The organism is Micromonospora sp. C95, assembly GCF_018070465.1.
Classification (GTDB): Bacteria; Actinomycetota; Actinomycetes; order Mycobacteriales; family Micromonosporaceae; genus Micromonospora.
Genome location: NZ_JAGPXT010000010.1, coordinates 1 through 24334 on the forward strand (window position 1 = coordinate 1; position 24334 = coordinate 24334).

A 24334-nucleotide genomic window follows, 5' to 3' on the forward strand; every position below is an offset into this window, starting at 1 on the left:
CTTGTGAGAACTCAGCAGGACCGCATTCCGCTTGACGGACTTGACATGCCAGTGAGCCTCACTCTGCCGATACAGACCGATGTCATCAAAACCGTCACCATCAAAATCAGCACGCGGCCGACCGCCGTTTCGCCACTGCGCCACACTCTCGCCGCGGAGCACGCTGAGCAGTGCCCGTTTGTTGTCGTAGCTCTCGACCTGGTTGCGGTTCTCGCTGAGGTGGATGTGCCACAGGTGGGAGTCGTCGGAACTCACCGTCGTCTCGTAGCGGAAGTCGTACCCCTCCACCACGTTATCGTTGTCGGTCTGGCCGAAGAACTCGCGCCAGCCGTCCAATCTGGGGTCGTTGGGGTCCTGTCCGGAGGCCAACAGCCGCTTGGAGTACTTGGCGATATTGCCGTAGTCGGCGGCGGCGGCGACCCGCGGCCCAACGGGAAGCGCGTCGAAGTCCGGGTTCACGGCGGGGGCGAATCCCTGGGCCTCCGGGAAGGTCCAGTCGTAGGCCGCGGCCTTGTCCGATGGGCCGCCCTGGTCCACGGCGTCCCGCACCGAGTAGTCGTATGAGGGGTTGGCAGCACGGGTGTTGTGGTAGCCCCGCTTGTTGTTGTAAATGCCGCCGTTCTGCGTGCCACTCTCTAGGGCGAGAAGCTCCTGCATCAGCCACCAGGAGGCCGCAGTGATGCGGTCCGGATTGGGATTCGTGGCCGCAGCTGCCGGTGCGGCAGAAGCGAGTGCGGTGCCTACGCACAGCGCCGTGGCCGTCGCGATACTGAGCGCAGACCTGATAAGTAATCGATGCACTTTGAAATCTCCCGTCGCAATAGGGTCACGACCTCCAGGTCGTGGTTGACGAATTCGTGCACTCACCCGCAGGCGTGGCCGAACCATTCCGCTGGCCGCACGAGAACCTTGGCGGTAATGGGCGATCGTGGTAGCGCCCTCGACATTTGAGGGCACCACGGATGGAGATGACGAGACAATGGGACATACCTTGCACGCTTGCGAGTGCGACACTGCTGCGGACCCGTCGCTGAATTCGACGCTAGGTGATGGATGGGGCCCGACGCTGCCCCGAACGATGCATGAGTGATATCGATCACTCATAAAATCGAGTGGCTTGTTCGAATCACGATTCGCGCTCACAGAGAAATGAATTACACATGTACAGGGATTGAAGAGCGCGTGGCTTTGGATCGGGCAACTCCCCGGCCGTCGCCGTGCTCCGTCCAGGAGGCGGCGTGGCCGCATCCATGGACTTCGCAGGCATCCGGCCACGTCAGCCGACGGTCCCGCCACGGTCGGGACCTTGGTCCTGACGGCTTCGGGTGTTCCGGCCCGCGCGCGGCGGAACGCAGCGGCGCGAGAGTGGTCACGTAAGCAGCTGACCACGGAGGCAACGATGACCGTCCACCACGGCACCCACCGATCGATCGAGCGCCCGCTCGAGCACGCCGAACTGCCCGGCGCCATGCTGACCACGACCGCCGCCCGGGCCCTTGCCGTGCTGCGGATCTCCACCGGCCTCGTCTTCCTCTGGGCCTTCCTCGACAAGACCTTCGGCCTCGGCTACGCGACTCCGGCCGAGCGGGCCTGGATCAACGGCGGGTCGCCGACCAAGGGTTTCCTCGCCAACGTCGAGGTGGGACCGTTGCAGTCGATGGCCCACTCGATCGCCGGGACGTGGTGGGCGAACATCCTGTTCATGGTCGGCCTGGCCGCCATCGGCCTCGCCCTCATCGCCGGCGTCGGCCTGCGGGTGGCGGCCGCCTCGGGCACCCTGATGATGGCGCTGATGTGGCTGGCCGAATTCCCGTTGGCCCGGTTCACCGCCGGTGGCGACCCGACCGGTTCCACCAATCCGGTGGTCGACTATCACCTGATCTACGCCGTGGTCCTGGTTGCCCTGGCCGCCGCGTACGGCGGGCACACCTGGGGTCTGGGCCGGCTCTGGGCCCGCCTGCCCTTCGTGCAGCGCCACCGTTGGATGCTCTGACGCCCAACTCGACAACGGTGCCCGACCGTCACCACGGTCCGGCACCGTTCTCGATGGACATCATCCGGAGGCGGCGGGCGGGTTCGGGGTGGCAAGTCCACTCTCGTAGGCAAGGACGACGAGCTGAGCCCGGTCTCGGACCTGAAGTTTCACCATGGCCCGACTGATGTGAGTCTTTGCGGTGGCAACACTGATGACCATGTGGGCGGCGATCTCCTCGTTGGACATGCCACGAGCGGCCAGGGCAACAGCCTCCCGTTCGCGATTGGTGAGCGTGTTCAACGCCGCAGTGCTGCTGGTCGCCGGTGGTCGAGACACGTACGCGGCGATAAGCCGGCGCGTGATGACGGGTGCCAGTAACGCGTCGCCCCGCGCGGCGACGCGAATCCCGTGCAACAGATCGGCCGGTTCGGTGTCCTTCACGAGGAAACCGGCGGCCCCGATGCGCAACGCGGCGTACACGTGCTCGTCCAAACCGTAATTGGTCAGGATGACGACGTGCACACCGGCGAGCATCGGGTCGGCGGCGATCTGCCGAGTGGCCTCAATCCCGTCGAGGACGGGCATCTGAATGTCGATCAGAGCCACGTCGGGCAGGTGCCGTGCGGCAAGCGCAACGGCCTGATACCCGTTGGCTCCTTCCGCGACCACCTCCAGGTCGTCCTCGGCGTCGATCAGCGCGCGGAACCCAGCCCGGATGAGGGACTGGTCGTCGACGAGCATCACGCGGATCATGGGGCCACCGCCCAGGGCAGGGTCGCCTGTACGCCGAATCCGCAGCTGTCGCCGGGGCCGACGTCCAACGAGCCGCCGAGTGCGGTGACGCGCTCCCGCATGCCGGTCAGTCCGACGCCCGCGACGACCTCACCATCGTTGCCGTGCCCGTCGTCATCGACCCGAATGACCAGTGCGTGCTCGCGGTAATGCAGCCGGACAGCGGCGGTGGCCGGCCCGGCGTGCTTAACGACGTTTGTCAACGCTTCCTGGATGATGCGGAATGCGGCCCGGTCGACCGGGGCCGGCAGGTTCCGAGGTTCCCCGGTGACCGTCACGGTGATTGCCAACCCGGCCTCCTGCAGGTCGCGGATCAGGTTGTCCAGCCGGTCCAAGCTCGCTCCGGGCGAGTTGTCGACGGCGCGCAGGACGTTGAGGGTGGCACGCAGTTCGCGCATCGCCTCCTGGCTCGCCTTCTGAATGGTGACCAGGGCCTCGGGGACTGGTTGAGCGTGCTTGCGCGACAGGTGTATGGCCACGCCGGCCTGCACGTTGATGATCGAGATGCAATGGGTGAGGGAGTCGTGCAGCTCGCGGGCTATTCGCAGGCGTTCCTCGTCGGCTCGACGCCGAGCGGCCTCCTCCCGGGTGCGCTCCGCCTCGATCGCGCGTTGTTCGGCGTGCTGAAGGTGGATGCGACGCTGCCGGGACAGCTCGGCGGCGACGCAGCTGGCCACCATCCAACCAATGAGCAGGAACCAGCGTTGGAAGACGTCCGGTGCCGTCGCGGCGGTCGCGGCCACGCCAACATCACCGACAAAACCGCCCACCAGGATGATTCCGATGGCCGTCCCGGCAGCCCGCCGCAGCCCTGTCCGGACGGCGGCATACAGCGCCACCAGGACAGGTAGCGCGGCGGCCAGACCGGGGTATCCCCGTATCTGGTAAATCAGGAGACAGCCGGTGGTGACCACCAGAACGAGGGTCGGCGCCCGCCACCGCGCGACCACCGCCACCGCCGCGACGAACAGCAGGAGCGCGCCAGCGGGATCGAGTGGTAACCGACCAGGTGCGGCGGTGGCCGCGCTGACGAACACCAGCACGACGAGACCGGCGGTTTCGGCCACCAACCGCCGTCCGTCACGCCCTGCGTCGTCAGCCATGCTTCGCACGATAGGCAGTCCTGCCCTCGTGCCGCGTCCGCCGACAGGCTCAGCGTCCACTACCGCACGGGAGGTAGGCGGAGCCGGTATGAGACGTCGGTGGTAGCCGCACATGCCTTCCGCTGCGGGACGACCGCGTGCCGTTGAGCCGGCATCCTCACTCTCACCGGATCAACAACCCGGTCCGTCACCGCAGAAAGGCGGAGCCCGTGTCACGGATGACGAGATGGGTGCTCGCGCACCAGCTGCCGGTGGTCTTCGTCTGGGTGACGCTCGCGCTGGCCGGCGCGGCGCTGGCCGGTGACACCATCGACCGACTCAGCTATCAGACGCGGCTGCCGGACCGCGCGGGCCAGCAGGCAAACGACGCCATCGCTGAACGTTTCGGTAACACCGGTGGCCGCAACGCCCCCCTGTTGCTGGTGGTGACCGTGCCGCCGGGCGCGACCCTCGACAGCCCCGATGTGGGTCGGCAGTGGACGGCGCTCGTGCAACGAGTGACGCCCCCCGGCGGACGCAACGCAGCATACCGTGGACCCGGCAGCGAAGCGCTGCTCTCGGCGGACGGACGCACCACAGTGGCGTTGGTCTACCCTCCGGCGAATCCGTCGAACGCGCCCTACGAGCGGTGGCTGCCCGGCATCCGGGCAGAGGTCGCTCAAGCCAGGATCGCGGGTGCACCGGTCGAGTTGACCGGTCAGCCGGTACTGTCCGGCCGCAACAGCGGCGCGCAGCCCGGACCGATCTACGAGACGCTCATCGGCGCGGCAGGGGCGTTGTTCGTGCTGGTCCTCGTCTTCGGTAGCGGCCTCGCCGTCGTGCCGGTGCTGATGGCGGCGGTGGCCATTCCGACGACGTTTCTACTGGTACGCGGGATCACCGAGGTCACCGACGTCTCGTTCATCGCGCAGTTCCTGGTGGCGCTCATCGGCCTCGGCGTGGCGATCGACTATGCGTTACTCGTCGTCACGCGCTGGCGGGAGGAACGGACCAGGCCCGACACCCGCGGTCCCGACCCCGCAACGCGCGCCGAGGCGATCGTGAGATCCATGGCCAGTGCTGGCCGTACGGTGGTGATCAGCGGCGCGACGGTGGCTGTATCACTCGCGGCACTCGTGGTGCTGCCGGTGCCATTCCTACGCAGCGTCGGTTACGCCGGTCTGCTCATCCCGCTGGTCAGCGTTGCCGTTGCCGGCACCTTGTTGCCGGTCATTCTCTACTCCCTCGGCGACCGGTTGGACCGGCCGCGTCGTGAGCGCCGCCCGGACAGCCGGATCTGGACCCGGATCGCCCGCGCCACCACTCGACGCCCCGTAGTCGGCGCCCTGGTGAGCGGCGGGGTTCTGGTCGCCCTGGCCGCACCCGTGCTAACCCTGCAACTGGGCCAGCCGGCTACCTCGACGTTGGCCCCGCAAAGTCCATCAGGCCGGGCCTTCCAGCAGCTCATCGATGCGGGTCACGGTGCCGGCATCGCCCGCCCCGTCGAGGTCCTCGTCGCCGCCGACGCCACCGACACCACTCAGGAGCGGCTTCGTCGTATCGACGGTGTCGCGGGCACCGTCGCCGAACCGAGCTGGAGGCGCGGCGAGCTTCAGATCATCGATGTGTGGACGGTGCAGGACCCGTCCGACGATGGCGGCCGGGCGGCGGTGGCGGCCGTGCTGGAGACCGCCCGGCAAGCCTCGACCGCCCTGGCCGGTGGGGGTCCGGCAACCGACGCCGACTTCATCGAGGCCGTCTACGGCTCGTTCGGACCCATCCTGCTCTTCATCGCCGTGCTCACCTTCGTCATCCTGGCCCGGACCCTGCGGTCGATCGTGCTGCCGCTGAAGGCCCTGGCTCTCAACGCGCTGTCCACCTGTGCGGCGTACGGCGTGGTGGTGTTGATCTGGCAGCAGGGCTACGGCAGTGAATTGCTGTTCGGCACGCCCGCCATCGGGGCGATAACCATCTGGATCCCGATCGCCGTCTTCGCCTTCCTCTTCGGACTCTCCATGGACTACGAGGTGTTCATCCTGCACCGCGTACGGGAGGCGCACCTCGACCTGACCGCCGAGGGTGAGCCCGACACGGTCGTGTCCTCGGTCGTGACGGGAATCGGCCGGACCGGACGGCTCGTCACGTCGGCCGCGCTCATCCTCTTTCTCGCCTTCACCGCCCTGGCCAGCGTCCCGATCACCGATGTGCGGGTGTTCGCCACCGCTCTGGCGGCAGGCATCGTCATCGATGCCACCCTGGTCCGAGGTGTCCTTACCCCGGCTGTGATCACTCTCCTCGGCCGCTCGAACTGGTGGTTCCCTCGCCCGCCGAGCCGCCTGCTCAGCTCGGTGCTGAGCCGGCGACCGCACTCGACCTAGATCAGATAGGACGGCAGCTATGGCACCCCCGACACACCCGCCGCGTCGACACCGCCTTCGGAGGGCTCTTGTCGCGGCGCTGAGCATCCTGGTCGGCCTCCCAGTGCTGGCTGCGGTCGGCCTGACCCTGTGGGACGGCGGCGTCGACCTCGATCCGCAGCGCGAGTTGCTGCCGGGAGTCGCGATCAACCTACGGACCGCCGACACAGACCTGGGCCCGGTCGAGTACGACCTCTCCGGTGACGACGGTCCCGTCGTGCTTTCGGTACACGCCGGGCTGGGCGGTGCCGACCAGGGTCGGCTGTTCGCCAACTGGCTGCACGACGAATTCCGGATCCTGAGCCCGTCGCGCCCGGGCTACCTCGGCACTCCGCTGCGCAGCGGACGAACCCTGGCCGAGCAGGCCGACCTGCTGGCCGCCCTGCTCGACGAGCTCGACATCGAGCAGGTCGGCGTGTTCGCGGTGTCGGCTGGCAGTCCGGTCGCGTACACCTTCGCCGCCCGTCACCCAGGGCGGGTGTGGGGCCTGGTCTCGATCAGCGGCGTCAGCCTGCCCAACCCGGATGCCGCCCCCGGCTCCGCCCTGCGTTCGGCCTTCTTGAACTCGATCGGCCAGAAGCTCGCCAAGCTGACCGCATCGATATCGCTCGAATCGATCGTTGCCGGCACTCTCGACGAGACCAGCACGTTCACCGAAGAGCAGAAGGCGCAACGCGTCGACCACATCACGCACACGGAGGACGTCCGGCTCTTCTTCACGGCGATGTTCGACACCACCTTCCCGTACGAGAAACGCATGCCCGGCACCCGCAACGACACGCTCCAGACGCGCGAGATGCGGCTCGCCTTCGACCGGATCGCCGCACCGGTCCTCGTCATGCATGGTGACCGCGACGGCGACGTGCCGTTCGAGCACGGCGAGCACGCCGTAGCCCAGATCCGGGCAGCGCGGCACCAATGGATGCCGGAGGAGGACCATCTCGGATTCTGGCTGGGTCCCCGCGCTGAGGAGTGGCAACAGGTCGTCCGGGCGTTCCTACGCGAGCACGCCGGCTGATTCGTGCGACCGCACCGGCGCGGCTGTCGCTGCTCAGTCGGTTCCGGCGCGTCGGGCGCGGGCCCGACGGCGGCCCTCCTGCATGGCCTGCACCCTCGGTACGGGAATCGCCCGGCCCTCCTCGATCAAATCGACCGGGAGCCGCTGGGGTGCCGGTATCAGGTCGGCCCACGGATCCCGCTGCGCCACCAGCGCCGGGACCGTCCGGATGGTGAAGTCCGCCGGGGTGACGGACGCCAGGTCCGGCCAGGGCACCGGGAAGGAGACCGGCACGCCGGGACGCAGTCGGGGGCTGTACACCGACACGACCGTCGCGCCGCCGGTGCGGGTGGGGTCGACGAAGACCTTGCCGCCCCGGTCCTCACGGATGAAGGCGGTGGTCGCCAGCGCCGGATCCAGTCGTTCCGCCCGAACCGCGAGGGCCCGGGTGGCCGCAGCCAACTCCTCGGCGTCGGAGCCGGGCTCGACCGGGACGAAGACGTGCACCCCCTTGGCGCCGCTGGTCTTCACCGCGCCCGCCAGCCCGGCGTCGGCGAGGGCCTGCCGGACCAGCAGCGCGGCCGCCACTCCGGCCGCGAACCCACCACCCTCCGGCGGATCGAGGTCCAGCACCAGGTGGGTGGGACGGCTCAGGTCGTCGACCACGGCCAGGGTGGGGTGGTACTCGACGGCCCGCTGGTTGGCGAACCAGAGCAGGGTACGGCGGTCGTCGCAGAGCGCGTACGCGATCTCCCGGCGGGACGCCTCGGCCCAGATCGACACCCGGCGTACCCAGTCCGGGGTGTAGCGCGGCAGGTTCTTCTGCATGAACTGCGGCTGTCCCGGGCGCACCCGGACCACCGACAGCGGACGGCCGCGCAGCTGCGGGACGATCCGGTCGGCCACCGCGTCGAGGTAGTCGACCAGGTCGCGCTTGCTCGCGCCCGATCCGTCGAACAACGGCTGGTCGAGATTGGTAAGCGCGACCCCGTCCCGGGTCTCGTCAGCCCCCATCCGATCACCATCCCGGGCGGACGCCCGGTGGTCAACCGGAACCCGCAGGTGATCCGTTGATGCCGTCAGCTCGACAGGCTGTGGGAGGACGGCGCTGGGCAGCCGGGCGGAGAGCCAATCCGGCACCGCTGGTTGTGGGAAACGCCACTGATCTGACCGATCGGTCAGCTCTGACCGATCGGTCAGGCATGCTGGGAGTCATGGCCCGCACCACCCCGCAGACGCACGGCGAGATCCTCGCGGCCGCGGCGAGACGCTTCGCCGCCACCGGCTACCGGGGTACGTCGTTGCAGGACATCGCCACCGAGGTGGGCTGTTCCAAGGCGGCGGTGCTGTACCACTTCGCCAACAAGGAAGCCATCCTCACCGAGCTGATGGCGCCTGCGATCGAGGTGCTGCGGTCGCTCGACGACCGGATCGCCGACCAGCCCGGGCCGGCCGCCGCGCAGCGGGTCGCCGCCGAGGGCTTCGTCGACCTCGCGGTGCGGTTCCGCGGTGAGATCGCTCTGCTCCGGGGCGAGTTTCCGGAGTTGCTGCAACAGCCCGACTTCGCCCACATCCAGCAGATCTCCGAACGGTTGATCGACGCGCTCGCCGGGCAACCCGAGCGGGCCTCCGCCCGGATCACCGCGCTGGTGCTGCTCGCCGGCATCGCCGAGACCTGCGGCCAGTTCGCCGACGTGCCCGACCAGGAACTGGGCGACGCGCTGCTGGCCCTGCTGCGCCGGGCGCTCGAACCGCCCGCTCACTGACCCGTCCCACCATCCACGACCGAGGGAAAGGACCTCATGGCGACCCTGCTCTACCGGCTAGGCCGGGGATCGATGCGTCGGCGGCGACTCGTCGCCGCGATCTGGCTCGTCGTACTCGTCGGGCTCGGCCTGGCAGCGGCGACCCTGCGCGGCCCGACGGCCAGCAACTTCACCATGCCCGGCACGGAGTCGCAGCGTGCGCTCGACCTGCTGAACGAGCAGTTCCCAGCGGCGGCCGGCGCCACCGGCACGATCGCGGTCAAGGCACCGGCTCCGGGACAGCTCGGCACACCCGATGGCCAGGCGGCGATCCAGTCGATCGTTCAGGAGGCAACCACCGTCCCCGGTGTGCTCGCCGCCGTCGACCCGTTCCAGGTCGGCTCGGTCTCTCCCGACGGCCAGTACGCGCTGATCCAGGTGCAGTTCAACGACGGTGCCGACCAGATCACCGAGGAACAGCGCGAGGCGTACGAGCAGCTCGGTACCCAGGCCGAGGCCCGGGGTTGGCAGGTGGCGCCAGGCGGTGAGGTGCTCAACACCGAGCCCGAGGTCGGCTCCACCGAGGCGATCGGCGTCGCGGTGGCTCTCGTCGTCCTGGTGGTCACCTTCGGCTCGCTGGTGGCCGCGGGCATGACCATGCTCAACGCGCTCATCGGCGTCGGCGTCGGCATGGCCGGCCTCTTCGCGCTCAGCGGCGTCATCGAGCTGACCAGCACCGCACCCATTCTGGCGCTGATGCTCGGCCTGGCCGTCGGCATCGACTACTCGCTCTTCATCACCTCGCGGTATCGACAGAACCTGCTCGACGGCATGCCGGCGGACGAGGCTATCGGTCGGGCGGTCGGCACCGCCGGTTCGGCGGTGACCTTCGCCGGGGCCACGGTGGTCATCGCCCTGGCTGGTCTCGCGGTGGTGAACATCCCGTTCCTGACCGTGATGGGCCTGGCCGCCGCCGGCACCGTCACCGTCGCGGTGCTGGTGGCGGTCACCCTGCAACCAGCGCTGCTCGGCTTCGCCGGACGCCGGGTGCTGCCCCGCCGGCTGCGCTCGTCGGTGCCGGTGGCCCTGACCGCCGACGACATCCCGGACGCCGCCCGCCGCAGCGACGTGACCACCCACCGCGCGGCGCCGGAGACCGCCCCCAACGGCAGCGAGGACACCTCGGCGTTCGGCTTCCGGTGGGCCCGACTGGTCACCCGGCTCCGAATTCCGGTGATCCTCGTCAGCCTGCTCGGCCTGGGGCTGCTCGCGCTGCCGGCACCGGACATGCGCCTGGCGCTGCCCGACGCCGGTACCGCTCCGGTCGGCTCCGCCGCCCGGGTCTCCAACGACCTGATCACGGAGGGCTTCGGCCCGGGCTTCACCGGCCGGCTCGCGGTGGTTGTCGCCGGGGACGACGCAGCGGCCACCGCTGCGGCCGTTCCGCAGGTCACCGCCCTGGTCCAGGGCACCGACAACGTGCTCGCCGTGGCCCCACCGCAGCTCAGCCCGGACGGCCGGACCGCGCTGCTCGGGGTGATCCCGCAGACCGGCCCGACCGACCCGGCCACCGAGACGATGGTGCACGACATCCGCGCCGCCGTCGGCGGCATCCAGGGTGCCGATGTGCTGCTCACCGGCGTGACCGCGATCGGCATCGACATCTCGGAGAAGCTCTCCGACGCGTTGCCGATCTACCTGGCGCTGGTGGTCGGCCTGTCGATCCTGCTGCTGATGCTGGTGTTCCGCTCGGTGCTGGTGCCGGTCAAGGCGGCGCTTGGCTTCCTGCTCACCGTCGCCGCCACCTTCGGTTTGACGGTCGCGGTCTTCCAGCAGGGGCACCTCGCCGACCTGGTCGGCCTGGACACTCCCGGTCCGCTGATCAGCTTCCTGCCGATCCTGCTGATCGGCATCCTGTTCGGCCTGGCCATGGACTACGAGGTGTTCCTGGTCTCCCGGATGCGGGAGGACTTCGTCCACGGTGACACCGCCCAGCAGGCCACCATCAACGGGATGGGACACGGCGCGCGGGTGGTCACCGCTGCGGCTCTGATCATGACCTCGGTCTTCGGCGGCTTCATCTTCCTCGACGACCCGGTGATCAAGTCGATGGGCTTCGCGCTCGCCATCGGTGTGGCCATCGACGCCTTCGTGGTCCGGATGACAATCGTCCCGGCGGTGATGTCGCTGCTCGGCAAGGTGGCCTGGTGGCTGCCGCGCTGGCTGGACCGGGCCCTGCCAAACGTCGACATCGAGGGCGAGAAACTGCGCGCCCGGCTCGACGACAAGGTCGGCGCCGGCGCCTGACCCGCACGGCGACACGGCCCTCCACCGCGCGTCGGCTGGAGGGCCGTGTCGACACCGGCTTCAGACGCCGGCCGGGTAGGTCTCCATCTCGCCCGGAGCGGCCAAGGCCGGCAACGGGTGCAGCGCGGTGGTCTCGTCGCACCAGATGAAGGCGTCGTAGCGTTCCCCCAGCCGGGTCGGCACGTAGTTGCCCCACGACTCGAACGACGGGTCGTACACCACCCCGATCGCCCGGTGGTCGAGTGAGTCGGTGACCCAACCCGGCTGGTCCGGCCCGCCGAAGACCAGCACCGCCCGCTCCGGCATCAGCTCGTGCAGCCGGTGTTCCAACGAACCCTCCCGGGCCGGGGGCACCACCATCGCCTCCGCCGGCGAACCCCAGCGCGGCGCGGCGATCACCGTGCCCCGCCAGCTGCCGAAGCCGATCAACACCACCTGGTCCGCGCCGTGACGTTCCCGCGCCAACTGGCCGATGTTCACCATCCCGTCGGCGGCCATGTCGGTCGCCCGCGCGTCACCGACGTGCGTGTTGTGCGCCCACACCACGCCCCGGGCACCCGGCCCGTAGCGGTCGAGCAGTCGATCCAGGGTGTCGGTCATGTGGCCGTCCCGGACGTTCCACGAGCCGGGCCCACCGGCGACCATCTCCCGGTAGTAGCGCTCCGCGCCGGCCACCACCTCCGCGTTCTGCCAGGCCGAGAAGGCGTCCGGCCCGTCCGCGGCGGCATGTTCACGGGTACGCGCCAGCAGCCGGATCACCTCCTGCTCGCAGCGGGCGGAGACGAACCGGCTCGCCGCGCCGTACTCCTCGACCCGCTTGCCGTACGGCTCGAAGCACCGGTAGGCGTCCTGGGCGGCCTCCAGCGACGCCGGCTCCTCCTCACCGAGGTAGTCGAAGATCGCCTGCATCGACTCCCAGAGGCTGTAGACGTCGAGCCCGTGGAAACCGACCCGGGCCGCCGCGCCCCGCTCCATGTTCCAGGCCCGCAGCCAACGGCAGAAGCGGGCGACCTCGGCGTTGGCCCACATCCACGTCGGCCACCGTTCGAACCCCTCCAGCGCGGTCTGCGGCTCGGCCGGCGCTCCCGGGGCACCGGTCACCGATCGGTGCACCCGGTCGCAGTCCGGCCAGTCGCCCTCCACCGCCACGAAGGAGAAGCCGCACTCGGCGACCAGCCGGCGGGTCAGCTGCTCCCGGATGCGGTAGTAGTCGTAGCTGCCGTGCGTCGCCTCCCCGATCATCACGACCCGGGCCTCCCGGGCGCGCTCCAGCAACGGATCGAGGTCGCTCGGCGCACCGAGCCGCTGTACCAGCATGCCTGCGGCTACCCGGCACCCCGACGGGCAAACGCGGTGGCCTGCCGGGGTGTGCCGGGGCACCTGCGCGGGTAGTTCGCACAGCATGACCGACAGCGGTGCCGCCCTGCACGAGTACCTCGCCGGGCTGGACTATCCCGTCTCCCGTGAGGATCTGATCCGCTGGTGCCAGGAGAACGGCGCGAGCACCGAGCAGTTGCAGGCGGTACGCGCGCTGCCGGTGGACCAGTTCAGCTCGCCCACCGAGTTGACCGAGGCGCTGGGCACCCTCCCCTGAGCCGGCTAGCGGGCGTGCAGCAGGCGGTACAGCACCAGCCACTGCTCCGGCCAGACCTGCCCGACCGGGAGGTCCGGGTCGAGCCGGCCGGCACGCAACGCCGCCGCCAGCCGCCCCCGCGGATGCTCGCGGGCCAGCGAGGCCGCGAGCGAGCCGCCGACCCCGCCGAACCCCAGCTCGACCATCCGCCGGTACGCCGGTAGCGCCCGGGGTGGCAGCAACGGCGTTGCCCGCCGCTCGATGCGCAGGATGCCGGCGTCGACCCGGGGCACCGGGCGGAAAGCGGTACGCGACACCCGCCCGGCGAGCCGCCAGTCGAACTCCGGCCAGCTGAGCACCGTCAGCCGGGTCCACCGGCCGTAGTCACCGGCCCGCCGCCGGGCGTACTCCAGCTGGGTGAGCAGGGTGGCGGCGCGCAGTTGCGGCGCGGTCAGGCACCAGCGCACCACCGCCGCGGTCAGCGACCACGGGATGTTGCCGACCACGGAGAACTCCTCCCCCGGTGCCACGGTGGCGAGGAAGTCGGCCTGGCGGTGTGTCACGTTCGGCAGGGTCGCGCAGACCCGGGCCAGTTCCGTGGCGGCGACGGGGTCCACCTCGTACGCCGTCAGCCGGCCGCAGCGCGCGGCCAGCCGACGGGTCAGTTGCCCCCGCCCGGCGCCGACCTCAAGCACCAGCCCGTGCGGGTCGGGGCGGGCGGCATCGACGAACCGCGCGACGGCGGCCGGGTCGGCAAGGAAATTCTGGGAGAGCACGCGACGGGACCGGTCGCGCTCGGTCGTGCGGGTACGGCGGGGCGCCATGGCGTCGTCCTTGTCTGTCGCCGGGTGGCGACGAGAGCGGACAGGCGACCGTCGACGGGGCCTGTCCGAGCGATCGGGACTCGGACGGCCCTGGTGAGATGGCGCGGAAGCGGCACCGCGCGATGCGGCGCGGGTGACGCGGGCGGATGCGCGGAAGGCGTCAGTCGCGGGTCGCGCCGGCCAGGGCCGGACGCCGGACGCGCGGGCGGACCACCAGCAGCGGCCCGTAGGCGGCCGGCGAGGCGACCGCGTTGATCAGGGCGTACACGCACATGCCGGCGACCCTACCGGCCCTCCCGGCCGGTGACGACCGGTTTAACCGCCCGCACTCAGGCCGGTACGTCGATCACGGCGCCCTGCGCGCGGGCGGTCTCGGCGGCGGCGAGAACGGTTACCACCTCGCGGCCGAAACGCACGTCGCAGCGGTGGTCCCGGGTATCGGCGTCGACCTCGGCCAGCAACTGGTCGATCGCCACCCCGAACGCGGTCGCCGGGCTCGCGCCACCGTTGGGGAGTCGCTCGATGCCGCTCTCGCCGTAGAAGACGAACTCGGCGGCGACCGAACTGGGTGGTGCGTCAAGCGTCAGCGAAACCGTGCTGGTGGCCCCGTCGGCGTGGCTGAGCAGCAGGTGCACCAGGCCGCCGGGACCGTCGGTGGCGGCGACCCGGGCCACCCGACCGAGCACCGGCAGCAGCACGGCCAGCGCGTGCGGGCCGATGTCCCACAGCGCGCCGTGCTCCCGCCGCCACGGCGACTGCCCGTACGGGCTGCCGGGCTGGAAGATCGAGGCGAACCTGATCACGCTTGCGGTGTGCCAGCCGCCGGCCGCAGCGGTCGCGGCGATGAAGCCGGCGACGTCCGGCTGGTACCGGCCGGTGAAGAAGACCACCGACGCCACACCCGAGCCGGCGGCGGCCTCTACCACGCGGTCGGCGTCGGCCACGGTCAGCGCGAGCGGCTTGTCCAGCAGCAGGTGCCGACCGGCGGTGGCGGCCCGGACGGCGATGTCCGCCTGGACGTCCGGCGGCAGTGCGACGGCCACCGCCTCGCCCGCCTCGATCAGCGAGTCGACGTCGTCGAACGCCGGTACCCCGTACCGGGTGGCCAGCGCGGCGGCCTTGTCGGGGTTGCGCCCCCACACGCCGACCAGTTCCGCCCTCGGGTGCGCCTCGAGCGCCGCCGCATGCGTCTCCGCCGCCCAGTGCCCGGTGCCGAACAACCCGAACCGCATCCCGTACCTCCGCCATCCTTGCCTGGCCACGGCTGACCCGCGACGGTGATCACGCTAGTCTCCGCCGACCGGTCGCGCCCGCCGTCCTCCGGGACCTGTCGGCGTCACTCTTACTACGGGAGTTAGTAGAGTGGGCCGGTGATCGGAACGAGCACCGGACGGACCGGGTGACCACCGCCGCGACCACCACCGGGTCTCCGGCCGACGGGGCACTTGCCGTCGCCGCCATCGTGCTGTCGCTGCTGGTCGCCGGCTGGGCGCTGGTGGCCGCGCTGCGCCACCGGCCGCCGGACCGGATGCAGTTGATCGGGCTGGCCGTGCTGGAGTTGCTGCTGCTCGGCCTGGTGCTGGTGACCGCCGTGGCGCTGGCCGGTGGCGAGCGCCCGGGCGAACCGGGTGCGTTCTTCGGCTACCTGGTCACGCTGGTCTGCCTGCCGCCGCTGGCGGCGGTGCTGGCTCGGATGGAACCGACCCGCTGGGGTTCGGCGATCGTGTGCGCGGTGTGCCTGGTGACGCCGGTGGTGGTGGTCCGGCTCCAGCAGACCTGGCAGGTACTCGGTGGCTGAGCTGAGCCCGGCCCGGCTCCGGACCAACTCCGGCCCGGGACGGCTGCTGATCGCGGTGTACCTGCTCTTCGCCATCGCCGCCAGCAGCCGCGCCGCCCTTCAGATCGCCACCAGGTTCGACGAGGCGCCGTTGGCGTACCTGCTCTCCGCGCTCGCCGCGATCGTCTACATCGTGGCGGCGGTCGGTCTGGCGCGGGCCGGTCACGCGGGCCGCCGGGTCGCCCTGGCCTGCTGCGCGCTGGAACTGGTCGGCGTGGTCGGGGTCGGCGCCGTCAGTCTGGCCCGCCCGGACCTCTTCCCCGACGAGACGGTCTGGTCCGGCTTCGGCAGCGGCTACGGCTACATTCCCCTGGTGCTGCCGATCCTCGGCCTGGCCTGGCTCCGGCACACCCGCCGACGGACGACAGCGGCCCCTTCCTGAGACCGGGGTCCAGGTAGGGGCCGCTGTGCGGGGCCGGTCAGTCCCGGGGGCCGCCGGCGACGTAGACGACCTGGCCGGACACGAACGACGCGCCCTCGCTGGCCAGGAACGAGATGGTGTGCGCCACATCGTCGGGCCGGCCCACCCGGCGGACCGGGATCTCCGACTCGGCGTGCTTCTGCATCGCCTCGAAGTCCACCTTCATCCGGGCGGCGGTGGCCGCGGTCATGTCGGTGACGATGAACCCGGGCGCGACCGCGTTGACGGTCACCCCGAACGGGCCCAGCTCGATGGCGAGGGTTTTGGTGAAGCCCTGCATCCCGGCCTTGGCCGCCGAGTAGTTGGCCTGGCCCCGGTTGCCCAGCGCGGACGTGCTGGACAGGTTGACGATGCGGCCCCAGCGGGCCTCGACCATGTGCTTCTGTGCGGCCTGGCTGAACAGGAACGCCCCGCGCAGGTGTACGCCCAGGACGGTGTCCCAGTCGGCGTCGGTCATCTTGAACAGCAGGTTGTCGCGCAGCACGCCGGCGTTGTTGACGAGCACGGTCGGCGCGCCCAGGTCGGCGGCCACCCGTTGCACGGCGGCCTCCACCTGGGCCCGGTCCGCCACGTCCGCGCCGACGCCGAGCGCCCGGCCGCCGGCCGCCACGATCGCGTCCACGGTCTCCTTCGTCGCCGACTCCTCGATGTCGACCACCGCGACGGCCAGCCCGTCGGCGGCCAACCGCCTGGCGGTGGCCGCGCCGATTCCCCGTGCCGCCCCGGTCACGATCGCGACCCGCTGCCCTTCCGACATGCCTACCTCCCGGTAACTTGGCTCGACGGCAGGAGCCTAACCCACGCCGGGTCGCCCCGGTCTCCGTCGATCCCGACCTCCGGACCGCGCACGCCGGCCCGGAGGTCACCGGCCCACGGCGGGTCGGCCCGGCCTTCGGCTCAGTGCGACCAGGATCGACAGAGCCGGATCCAGCGGTAGCCGTACCCGGACAGTTGCAGTTTGTCCAGCTTGCCGACGTCGTCGTAGTTGCGGTCGGCGAGCACGTCGACGGGCAGGTCCGCCTCGGGTTGCAGCCGGCTGAGATCCACCTCGGCGTCGGCGGTGCCGAGGTTGTGCAGGAAGACCATCGTTCCGGTCGGCCCGTCGGCGCGGTGCGCCAGCACCCCCGGCGGCATCGGCACGTCGATGTGGCTGGTGGAGCCGCAGCCGATCTCCGGTGCCTCCCGCAGCGTCCGGATCATCCGCTCGAACCAAGCCAGCAGCGAGGTCCGGTCCCGGCGTTGGAGGGTGACGTTCACCTTCTCGTAGCCGAACTCACCCTTGTCGATGACCGGGCGGACGAGCTTCTCCGGCTCCGCGGTGGAGAAGCCGGCGTTCGGCTGGTTGGACCACTGCATCGGGGTACGGATGGCCTCCCGGCCGTCCAGCGACAGGTCCTCCCCCATGCCGATCTCCTCGCCGTAGCGCAGCACCGGCGTGCCGCGCAACGCGAACTGCAGGGAGTACGCCAACTCGATGCGCCGGCGGTCGTTGCCCAGCATCGGCGCCAACCGGCGGCGGATGCCCCGGTCGTAGATGCGCATGTGCTCCTCGGGGCCGAACTGCGCGTACACCTCGTTGCGCTGTTCGGCGGTGAGCCGGGACAGGTCGATCTCGTCGTGGTTGCGCAGGAACGTCGCCCACTGCCCGCCCTGGGGCAGCGCCGGGGTGTCCCGTAGCGCCTCGACCACCGGTTCCGGATCCTGCCGGGCCAGAGCCAGCATCAGCCGTCCGTTGAGCATGAAGTCGAAGAGCATGTGCAGCCGGTTCGCCGAGCCGCCGCTGTCACCGAAGAAGGCGGGCAGGTTGTCGGGTTCGACGTTCGCCTCGGCCAGCAGGACCGCGTCCCCGCGCCGCCACTGCACGTGCTGGCGCAGGTCGGTGAGGAACTCGAAGTCCAGCTCCGGGTTCGGGTCACCGGGTTCGGTGCGCTCGATGATGAACGGCACCGCGTCCATCCGGAACCCGGCGACGCCGAGCTGGATCCAGAACGACATGATCTTCTTGATCTCGTCGCGTACCGCCGGGTTCGTGGTGTTGAGGTCCGGCTGGAACTTGTAGAACCGGTGGTAGTACCAGGCTTTCGCGGCCCGGTCGTAGGTCCAGGTCTCGTGCTGTTCGCCGGGGAAGACCATGCCCTGATACCGGTCGGCCGGCTCCTGGTCGGACCAGACGTACCAGTCGCGGTACGGCGAGTCCGGCGAGGAGCGCGCGGACTGGAACCAGGGGTGCTGGTCGGAGGTGTGGTTCACCACCAGGTCGATGATCACCCGGATGCCCCGGTTGCTGGCCTGGTGCAGCAGCTCGGCGAAGTCACCCAGGGTGCCGAAGCGCGGGTCGACGTTGTAGAAGTCGGTCACGTCGTAGCCGTCGTCGTCGTTGGGCGACGGATGGATGGGGTGCAGCCAGAGGCAGGTCACCCCGAGCCGGGCGAGGTAGTCCAGCCGGCCGATCAGACCCCGGATGTCACCGACCCCGTCACCGTCGGAGTCCGCGTACGTGTCGATGTCGAGGCAGTAGACGACCGCCTCCGAGTACCACCTGTCAGACATGCCCCGATACCTTCTCCCGACCGGGACGTCGGCAAACCCGACTCGGTACGGTGCCGGGATGCGCAGCATCGATTGGTCCGGCGGCGACTGGCACGGCCGGCCGGTCCGGGTGACCGAGGAACCGGACGGCACGCTGGCCGTCGAGCCGGGTCACGGCAGCGACCTGTGGCGACACACCAGCTACGGCTTCGTACACGACGATGCCCCGGCCCTGCTCGCGCCGTTTCCGGTCGGTACGGCCGTGGAGGTCGACTTCCGGCTGGCCTGGACCGGGCAGTTCGACCAGGCCGGCGTGCTGGTCCGGGTGGACGACCGGAACTGGGTGAAGGCAGGCGTGGAGGTGAGCGACGGGCAGCCCCAGGTGGGCGCGGTGGTGACCCGGGACTTCTCCGACTGGTCCGTGGCGCCCGTGCCGGACTGGGCGGGCCGGGAGGTGAGCGTACGGGTCAGCCGCGCCGGTGACGCGCTCACCGTACGCGCCCGGGTCGCCGGTGAGTCGTGGCGACTGGTTCGGCTCGCCCCGTTGGCTCCGGACGCGACGGCGACCGCCGGGCCGTACTGCTGCTCACCCAGCCGGGGCGGGCTGGTCGTACGGTTCAGCGGCTGGCGCCTGGGCCCGGCCGACGAGGAACTGCATCCGCAGGAGTGAGCCGTCCGACCGGTGTGCCTCGCGGCTGGGGCGGGTAAGGGCTCTCTTTACGCCGGAACCGCGAAGGGCAACATCATGGCACTCGCCCAGGACGTCGACCCTGCTCAGGTCGGTGGGCTCACCGGCTGGGTCGCCGGGGTGATCGAGGCGGGCGGGGCGGTGGGAGTCGCCCTGCTGGTCGCCCTGGAGAGCATCGTCCCGCCCATCCCGAGCGAGATCGTCCTGGCGATGGCGGGATACCTGGCCGGCGAGGGCCGGTTCAACGTGGTCGTGGTGACCGTCGCGGCCACCCTCGGCTCGGTGCTCGGCGCATTGTTCCTCTACTGGGTCGGCGCGGTGGTCGGCGAGGACCGGCTCAAACGGTGGCTCGACCGGTTGCCCCTTGTCGATCTGGACGATCTGGAGAAGGCGGACCGGTGGTTCGAGCGGTACGGCCGCTGGGCGGTCTTCTTCGGCCGGATGGCGCCGGTGGTCCGCAGCCTCGTGTCGGTGCCGGCCGGGGCGAACCGGATGCCACTCGTCGAGTTCATCACGCTCACCACGCTGGGCAGCGGCATCTGGAACGGGATCTTCATCGGGCTCGGCTACGCCCTCGGCTCCCGCTGGCAGCAGATCGACCGCTACAGCTCCTGGTTCGACTACGGCATCCTCGCCCTGTTCACCCTCATGCTCGCCACCTGGGTGATCAAGAAACTCCGCCGCCGCCACCACACCCCCACCCCCACCCACTAACCCCACCCCCGGTTGATCATGAAGTTGTTGTCGCGCCACGCCGGGCGGAGCAACAACAACTTCATGATCAACGCGGCGGGACCGGGTCAGGGGAGGGTGCGGAGGTGGGGGGAGACGGTGCGGGCGAAGGTGTTGTTGTTCGTGATGTCCCAGTTGATGGACCAGGTCATGGCGCCGCGCAGGGCGGGGTAGGTGCGCGGGGGGCGGAAGCTGCCGCAGTTGGTGGCCCGGGTCAGGCAGTCCAGGGCGGCGTTGACCACGCTTGGCGCGACTATGCCGCCGCCGGCCGCCCCCGGCCCGGCCGGCAGGCCGAGCCCGACCTGGTCGGGGCGCAGTCCCGCCTCCAACTGGATGCAGGCCAGCGCGACGATGAAGTTGACCGTCCCCTGGGCGTACGCGGCGTTGTTGTCGCAGCCGAGCATCGCCCCGGAGTTGTAGAACTGGGTGTTCACCACGGTCAGGATGTCCTTGATGTCCAACGCCAGCTTGAAGTAGCTGCCCGCCGGGTTCTGCATGTCGATGGTCTGCGGCGCCATGGCGATGATCAGCCCGCTGCCCACCTTCGCCCGCAGTGACCGCAGGGCCTGCGCCATGTACGCCGGGTTCAGCCCGTTCTCCAGGTCGATGTCGACGCCGTCGAAGCCGTAGCGCTGGATCAGGGCGTACACGCTGTCGGCGAAGGCCACCGCGGACGCCGAACTGTTGACCACGACCCGGCCGGTCTCGCCGCCCACCGAGATGATCACCTTCTTGCCTCGGCTCTGGAGGGTCCGCACGTCGGCGGAGAACTCGGCGTCGGTGTACCCACCAAGCGCGGCGGACAGGCCGGGGTCGATGGCGAAGCCGACCGCGCCGGGCGTGCCGGTCGCGTCGGCGAAGGCGACCGCCACCAGGTCGTACTCGGTGGGCACGTCACGCAGCCGCAGCTCGACGGCCGGGTTGTCGAAGTTGTGCCAGTAGCCGGTCAGGATGTGCTTCGGCAGCCCGCCGACCGGCGGCGGACTGGTCGGCGGCGGCGTCGTCGGAGGCGGCGTCGTCGTCGGAGGCGTGGTGGGCGGGGGCGTCGTCGGCGGCGGCGTGGTGGGCGTGGTGCCGCCCGTGCAGGCCGCGCCGTTGAGCCGGCAGTTCGCCGGTACGCCGGGACCGCTGCCCAGGAAGCCGAAGGAGACCGAGGCGCCGGGTGCGATGGTGCCGTTCCAGGAGCGGTTGGTGAAGGTGTACCGCTGGCCGCTGGAGGTCAGCAGCGCGTCCCAGTAGGTGCCGACCGTGGTGCCGGCGGGCAGGTCGAAGGCGAGACTCCAACCGTTCACCGTGGTGCCGCCACCGTTGGCGATCGTGTACTTCCCCTCCCAACCCGAGCCCCAGTCGGACGTCTTGACGAAGCTCGCGCTGACTCCGGCGGCGTACGCGGCGGGTGCCAGCCACACCGCGCCGAGCGCGGCGGCCAGCGCGCCGACCACCGACAGCACCAGGGTTCTGGACCGTTTCATGTGCCCCTCCAGCCCGGACGAAAATTCATGAACGTCAACCTGGCGCCTATTATTAGGACTGTTAACTGTTTCTGTCCAGGGACGGAGCTTGGCGAATCGGCGCGGCCCCCGCGCTGCCGGAGGCGATGCCAGGGGGCCGCGCCGCACGCCTCAGCGGCGGAAGTGGAACCAGTTGACGTTCACGAAGTCGTTTGGCTGGCCGCTGGTGAAGGTGAGGTAGACGGTCCGTCGCCCGGTCACCCCGGAGACGTTGCCGGGCACCGAACGCCAGCTCTGCCAACCGCCGGTGTTGGCGATGGCGAAGCTACCGATGGGTGCGCTGGTCGGGCTGCCCACCCGCACCTCCACCAGGCCGCTGACGCCGGATGCCGCGCCGGAGGCGACCCGGGCCACGAAGTCGCGTGGCCCGCCGGAGCCGAACTCCACGTTGTCGAAGCGGACCCAGTCGCCGTTGCGCAGCGCACCGATGTTCTGCCCGCCCTCGGAACACGCCTCGACGATCACGCCGTTCTGGGCGTTGAAGGATTCGGCCTGGATGGTCGCGTACGCGTCCCGGGTACCGCCCGGCGGCGGGGTGGTCGGCGGCGGCGTCGTGGGTGGCGGGTTGCTGCCGCCACCCCGGCTGTAGACGGCGACGTAGTCGACGAGCATCGGCCGGCCGGGCACGGTGGCCGAGGTCGGCGTGGCGCTGCCGGCGACCCCGTTCGGGAAGGCGCCGCCCATCGCCACGTTCAGCAGCAGGAAGTAGCCGGCGTGGCTGGTCATCTGCGACCAGTACGGCTCACCGACCCGGCTCTGGCTTACCGTGTGGTAGAGCTGCCCGTCGACGTACCAGCGCAGCTGCTGCGGGCTGATCGAGGCGTCCCACTCGAAGCGGTAGGTGTGGAACGCCGACTGGCAGGTGCTACCGGGGCAGGCCCGGGAGGCGCCGATGCCGTTGAACTCGTCGCACGGACCGCCCGGTGCGACGCCGCAGTGCAGCACGCCCCAGACCGAGTTGAGTCCGTTGACGTTCTCCATCACGTCGAACTCGCCGATGCCCGGCCAGTTCTGGTAGTTGCCCCGGTAGGGCGAACCGAGCGCCCAGAACGCCGGCCAGTACCCCGACGCGGCGGCACCGGTGACGTTCGGCATCTGGATGCGGCCCTCGATGGCCAGCACCCCGCCGGCCGGGGCCTTGAAGTTGCTGCGGACGGTCTCGATGCGGGCCGAGGTCCAGCGGCCGGCGCCGTCGCGCAGCGGGGTGATCCGCAGGTTGCCGGCACCGTCGTGGCTGACGTTGGCGGTGCTGTTGGTGTACGTCTGGATCTCGCCGGTGCCCCACTGGGGTGGACCACCCGGGTAGCTGGTGCCGGTGTCGATGATCCAGTTGCCGGAGGACGGGAGGGTGCCGGCCGCACCGGTGAAGTCGTCGCTCCACACCAGGCTCCAGCCCGACGGGGGTGGCGGCACGGCGGCGTCCGCGGTCGTGCCGAGCCCGGCCAGGACGGTGGTGACGGCGGTGAGCAGGACCAACGCCAGCGGCAGCCGGCGTCGCACAGGCGGGGCGGCGGATGCCGCCGGGGCAGATGTCATGGACGTGCCTCTCTGCGGGGACGGGTGAGAGAGCGCTCTCTCAGGAGTTGTACGTCCCCCTCGCGCAGTTGTCAATGTCGATCGATGCGGCCGCTTCCGACCAACGACACACCGCGCCACACCGGCCGGAGTTTCCCGGTGCCACCACAGGGGGTAATTGCCGGCCGACCCGGTGCGGACGGACCGCCCGGCAGAAGTGGACGGTGGTAGTGATGGTCACGCAGGCGGCACCGGCCCCGAGCCCTCCGGCCGAGGCAACCGAGCTGCTCACCGTGGGTGTCGAGGAGGAGTTCCTGCTCGTCGATCCGGACACCGGGGTCGCGGTGCCCGCGGTCGAGGCGGTCCTCGATCAGGTTTCGGCCGAGCTGCGCGGACAGGTCGAGCGGGAGTTCCAGACCAGCCAGATCGAGATCGGCAGCCCACCGGGACTGGAGCTCTCCTCGATCCGGCACTCCCTCGGCCTGCTCCGCGCCTCGCTCGCCGACGCCGCCGAGCGGGCCGGCGCCCGGTTGCTGGCGATCGGCACCGGGCCGATCGACGGTCCGGTGCCCGCCGTGGTCGACAAGCCCCGCTTCGATCGGATGCTCGCCCGGTTCCGGCTGCTGGTTCCCGGGCCGGGCAACAACGGCATGCACGTCCATGTCGGGGTGCCGGATCCCGACGCCGGCGTACAGGTGCTCAACCACGTGCGGCCGTGGCTGCCGATCCTGCACGCGGTCACCGCCAACTCGCCGTTCTCCCGAGGGGAGGACACCGGTTACGCCAGCTGGCGGTCGATCGAGTGGGAACGCTGGCCCTCGGTCGCGCCGACGCCCTACCTGGTCAACCACGAGCACTACCAACGGCTGATCCGGCAGCTGATCAGCAGCGGCGTGATGCTCGACGAGGGGATGCTCTACTGGTACGCCCGGCTGTCGGCCAAGTACCCGACGGTGGAGCTGCGCATCGGTGACGTCTGCCCGACGGTCGACGACGCCGTCCTGGTCGCCGCGCTGGTCCGTGGGCTGGTGGCGACCGCGCTCGACGACATCGCGGCCGGGCGGCCACCGCTGCCGACCGACCATCACCTGCTGGTCGGCGCGCACTGGCGGGCCGCCCACGACGGGCTGGAGGGTGAGGCGGTCGACCTGTCCAGCGGTGAGCTACGGCCGGCCTGGGACCTGCTGCACCAGCTCGTCGGGCGCCTCGGGCCGGCGCTGGAACGCCACGGCGACCTCGCCGAGGTGACCAGCCTGCTGGAGGGGCTGCGCCGGCACGGCAGCGGTGCCCAACGGCAGCGTTCGGTGTACGCCCGGACCGGACGGTTGGAGGATGTGGTGGAGGACGTGACACGCCAGACCCGGGGCGAGAACGGGGGAAAGAGGTGAC

21 protein-coding genes and 1 pseudogene are annotated in these 24334 nt (G+C 70.5%); 11 read left to right on the forward strand and 11 right to left on the reverse strand.

The genetic code is table 11. From position 1 onward, the window contains the following. Window positions 1–129: 129 nt before the first annotated feature. Window positions 130–801: pseudogene (locus KBX00_RS14150) on the reverse strand (hypothetical protein); the annotation flags it as partial. Between the two features lie 598 nt (window positions 802–1399). Between KBX00_RS14150 and KBX00_RS14155 the strand changes: the two are divergent. Then, window positions 1400–1993 (forward strand): DoxX family membrane protein, encoded by a 594-nt coding sequence (locus KBX00_RS14155; protein WP_210826986.1) that lies wholly within the window; start codon window positions 1400–1402, stop codon window positions 1991–1993. A gap of 60 nt (window positions 1994–2053) precedes the next feature. On the opposite strand, the gene KBX00_RS14160 is transcribed toward KBX00_RS14155, so the two are convergent. Both KBX00_RS14160 and KBX00_RS14165 read right to left on the reverse strand, forming a co-directional pair. Next, window positions 2054–2728: a response regulator transcription factor gene (locus KBX00_RS14160; RefSeq protein WP_210826987.1), complete on the reverse strand. Its 675-nt coding sequence runs from the start codon at window positions 2726–2728 to the stop codon at window positions 2054–2056. Beyond that, on the reverse strand, window positions 2725–3870 hold the full coding sequence (locus tag KBX00_RS14165; RefSeq protein ID WP_210826988.1) for a sensor histidine kinase: 1146 nt from the start codon (window positions 3868–3870) through the stop codon (window positions 2725–2727). The genes KBX00_RS14160 and KBX00_RS14165 overlap by 4 nt, the downstream gene beginning before the upstream one ends. A gap of 218 nt (window positions 3871–4088) precedes the next feature. Here KBX00_RS14165 and KBX00_RS14170 point away from each other — a divergent pair, with 218 nt between their 5' ends. Both KBX00_RS14170 and KBX00_RS14175 read left to right on the forward strand, forming a co-directional pair. After that, window positions 4089–6227: an MMPL family transporter gene (locus tag KBX00_RS14170; RefSeq protein WP_301547939.1), complete on the forward strand. Its 2139-nt coding sequence runs from the start codon at window positions 4089–4091 to the stop codon at window positions 6225–6227. 103 nt (window positions 6228–6330) lie between these two features. After that, the gene (locus KBX00_RS14175) at window positions 6331–7284 is read left to right on the forward strand and encodes an alpha/beta fold hydrolase (RefSeq protein WP_210826991.1); all 954 of its coding nucleotides are present in this window, start codon (window positions 6331–6333) and stop codon (window positions 7282–7284) included. A 33-nt stretch (window positions 7285–7317) separates the two neighbouring features. Here KBX00_RS14175 and KBX00_RS14180 read toward each other — a convergent pair whose 3' ends face one another. Beyond that, entirely contained in the window at window positions 7318–8277 is a 960-nt protein-coding gene (locus tag KBX00_RS14180; RefSeq protein WP_210826992.1) for a DNA polymerase domain-containing protein, read from the reverse strand. 200 nt (window positions 8278–8477) lie between these two features. Here KBX00_RS14180 and KBX00_RS14185 point away from each other — a divergent pair, with 200 nt between their 5' ends. Continuing rightward, complete coding sequence (locus tag KBX00_RS14185; protein ID WP_210826994.1) at window positions 8478–9029, forward strand: TetR/AcrR family transcriptional regulator; 552 nt, start codon at window positions 8478–8480, stop codon at window positions 9027–9029. A gap of 36 nt (window positions 9030–9065) precedes the next feature. Beyond that, the gene (locus KBX00_RS14190; RefSeq protein WP_210826995.1) at window positions 9066–11315 is read left to right on the forward strand and encodes an MMPL family transporter; all 2250 of its coding nucleotides are present in this window, start codon (window positions 9066–9068) and stop codon (window positions 11313–11315) included. Window positions 11316–11375: 60 nt separating this feature from the next. Here the strand turns inward: KBX00_RS14190 and KBX00_RS14195 are convergent, their stop codons facing one another. Continuing rightward, window positions 11376–12632, reverse strand: a complete 1257-nt coding sequence (locus tag KBX00_RS14195) for an erythromycin esterase family protein (RefSeq protein WP_210826997.1) — start codon at window positions 12630–12632, stop codon at window positions 11376–11378. Window positions 12633–12717: 85 nt separating this feature from the next. On the opposite strand from KBX00_RS14195, the gene KBX00_RS14200 reads away from it, so the two are divergent. Next, a complete protein-coding gene (locus tag KBX00_RS14200; RefSeq protein WP_093405351.1) occupies window positions 12718–12909 on the forward strand; it encodes a DUF2795 domain-containing protein in 192 nt (63 codons plus the stop codon). 5 nt (window positions 12910–12914) lie between these two features. Here the strand turns inward: KBX00_RS14200 and erm are convergent, their stop codons facing one another. Continuing rightward, the gene (erm, locus tag KBX00_RS14205) at window positions 12915–13712 is read right to left on the reverse strand and encodes an ErmE/ErmH/ErmO/ErmR family 23S rRNA (adenine(2058)-N(6))-methyltransferase (protein WP_210826999.1); all 798 of its coding nucleotides are present in this window, start codon (window positions 13710–13712) and stop codon (window positions 12915–12917) included. A gap of 329 nt (window positions 13713–14041) precedes the next feature. Then, window positions 14042–14944 carry a Gfo/Idh/MocA family protein gene (locus tag KBX00_RS14210; RefSeq protein ID WP_210827000.1) on the reverse strand — a complete coding sequence of 301 codons (903 nt, stop codon included), beginning with the start codon at window positions 14942–14944 and terminating at the stop codon, window positions 14042–14044. Between the two features lie 167 nt (window positions 14945–15111). Between KBX00_RS14210 and KBX00_RS14215 the strand changes: the two genes are divergently transcribed. Continuing rightward, a complete protein-coding gene (locus KBX00_RS14215; protein ID WP_210827001.1) occupies window positions 15112–15510 on the forward strand; it encodes a hypothetical protein in 399 nt (132 codons plus the stop codon). After that, window positions 15503–15931 (forward strand): hypothetical protein, encoded by a 429-nt coding sequence (locus tag KBX00_RS14220; RefSeq protein WP_210827002.1) that lies wholly within the window; start codon window positions 15503–15505, stop codon window positions 15929–15931. The genes KBX00_RS14215 and KBX00_RS14220 overlap by 8 nt, the downstream gene beginning before the upstream one ends. A gap of 37 nt (window positions 15932–15968) precedes the next feature. On the opposite strand, the gene fabG is transcribed toward KBX00_RS14220, so the two are convergent. Further along, a complete protein-coding gene (fabG, locus tag KBX00_RS14225; RefSeq protein WP_210827003.1) occupies window positions 15969–16727 on the reverse strand; it encodes a 3-oxoacyl-ACP reductase FabG in 759 nt (252 codons plus the stop codon). 140 nt (window positions 16728–16867) lie between these two features. Beyond that, window positions 16868–18520, reverse strand: coding sequence for an alpha-amylase family protein (locus tag KBX00_RS14230; protein ID WP_210827004.1), 1653 nt, complete (start codon window positions 18518–18520; stop codon window positions 16868–16870). 58 nt (window positions 18521–18578) lie between these two features. Between KBX00_RS14230 and KBX00_RS14235 the strand changes: the two genes are divergently transcribed. Further along, window positions 18579–19169 (forward strand): DUF1349 domain-containing protein, encoded by a 591-nt coding sequence (locus KBX00_RS14235; protein WP_210827006.1) that lies wholly within the window; start codon window positions 18579–18581, stop codon window positions 19167–19169. Window positions 19170–19244: 75 nt separating this feature from the next. Then, window positions 19245–19901 carry a DedA family protein gene (locus KBX00_RS14240; RefSeq protein ID WP_210827008.1) on the forward strand — a complete coding sequence of 219 codons (657 nt, stop codon included), beginning with the start codon at window positions 19245–19247 and terminating at the stop codon, window positions 19899–19901. Between the two features lie 86 nt (window positions 19902–19987). On the opposite strand, the gene KBX00_RS14245 is transcribed toward KBX00_RS14240, so the two are convergent. Both KBX00_RS14245 and KBX00_RS14250 read right to left on the reverse strand, forming a co-directional pair. After that, on the reverse strand, window positions 19988–21391 hold the full coding sequence (locus KBX00_RS14245) for a chitinase (protein WP_210827010.1): 1404 nt from the start codon (window positions 21389–21391) through the stop codon (window positions 19988–19990). A 150-nt stretch (window positions 21392–21541) separates the two neighbouring features. After that, window positions 21542–22966, reverse strand: coding sequence for a carbohydrate-binding protein (locus KBX00_RS14250; protein WP_210827012.1), 1425 nt, complete (start codon window positions 22964–22966; stop codon window positions 21542–21544). Window positions 22967–23178: 212 nt separating this feature from the next. On the opposite strand from KBX00_RS14250, the gene KBX00_RS14255 reads away from it, so the two are divergent. Continuing rightward, window positions 23179–24333, forward strand: a complete 1155-nt coding sequence (locus tag KBX00_RS14255) for a glutamate--cysteine ligase (RefSeq protein WP_210827014.1) — start codon at window positions 23179–23181, stop codon at window positions 24331–24333. The last annotated feature ends 1 nt before the right edge of the window (window position 24334 follow it).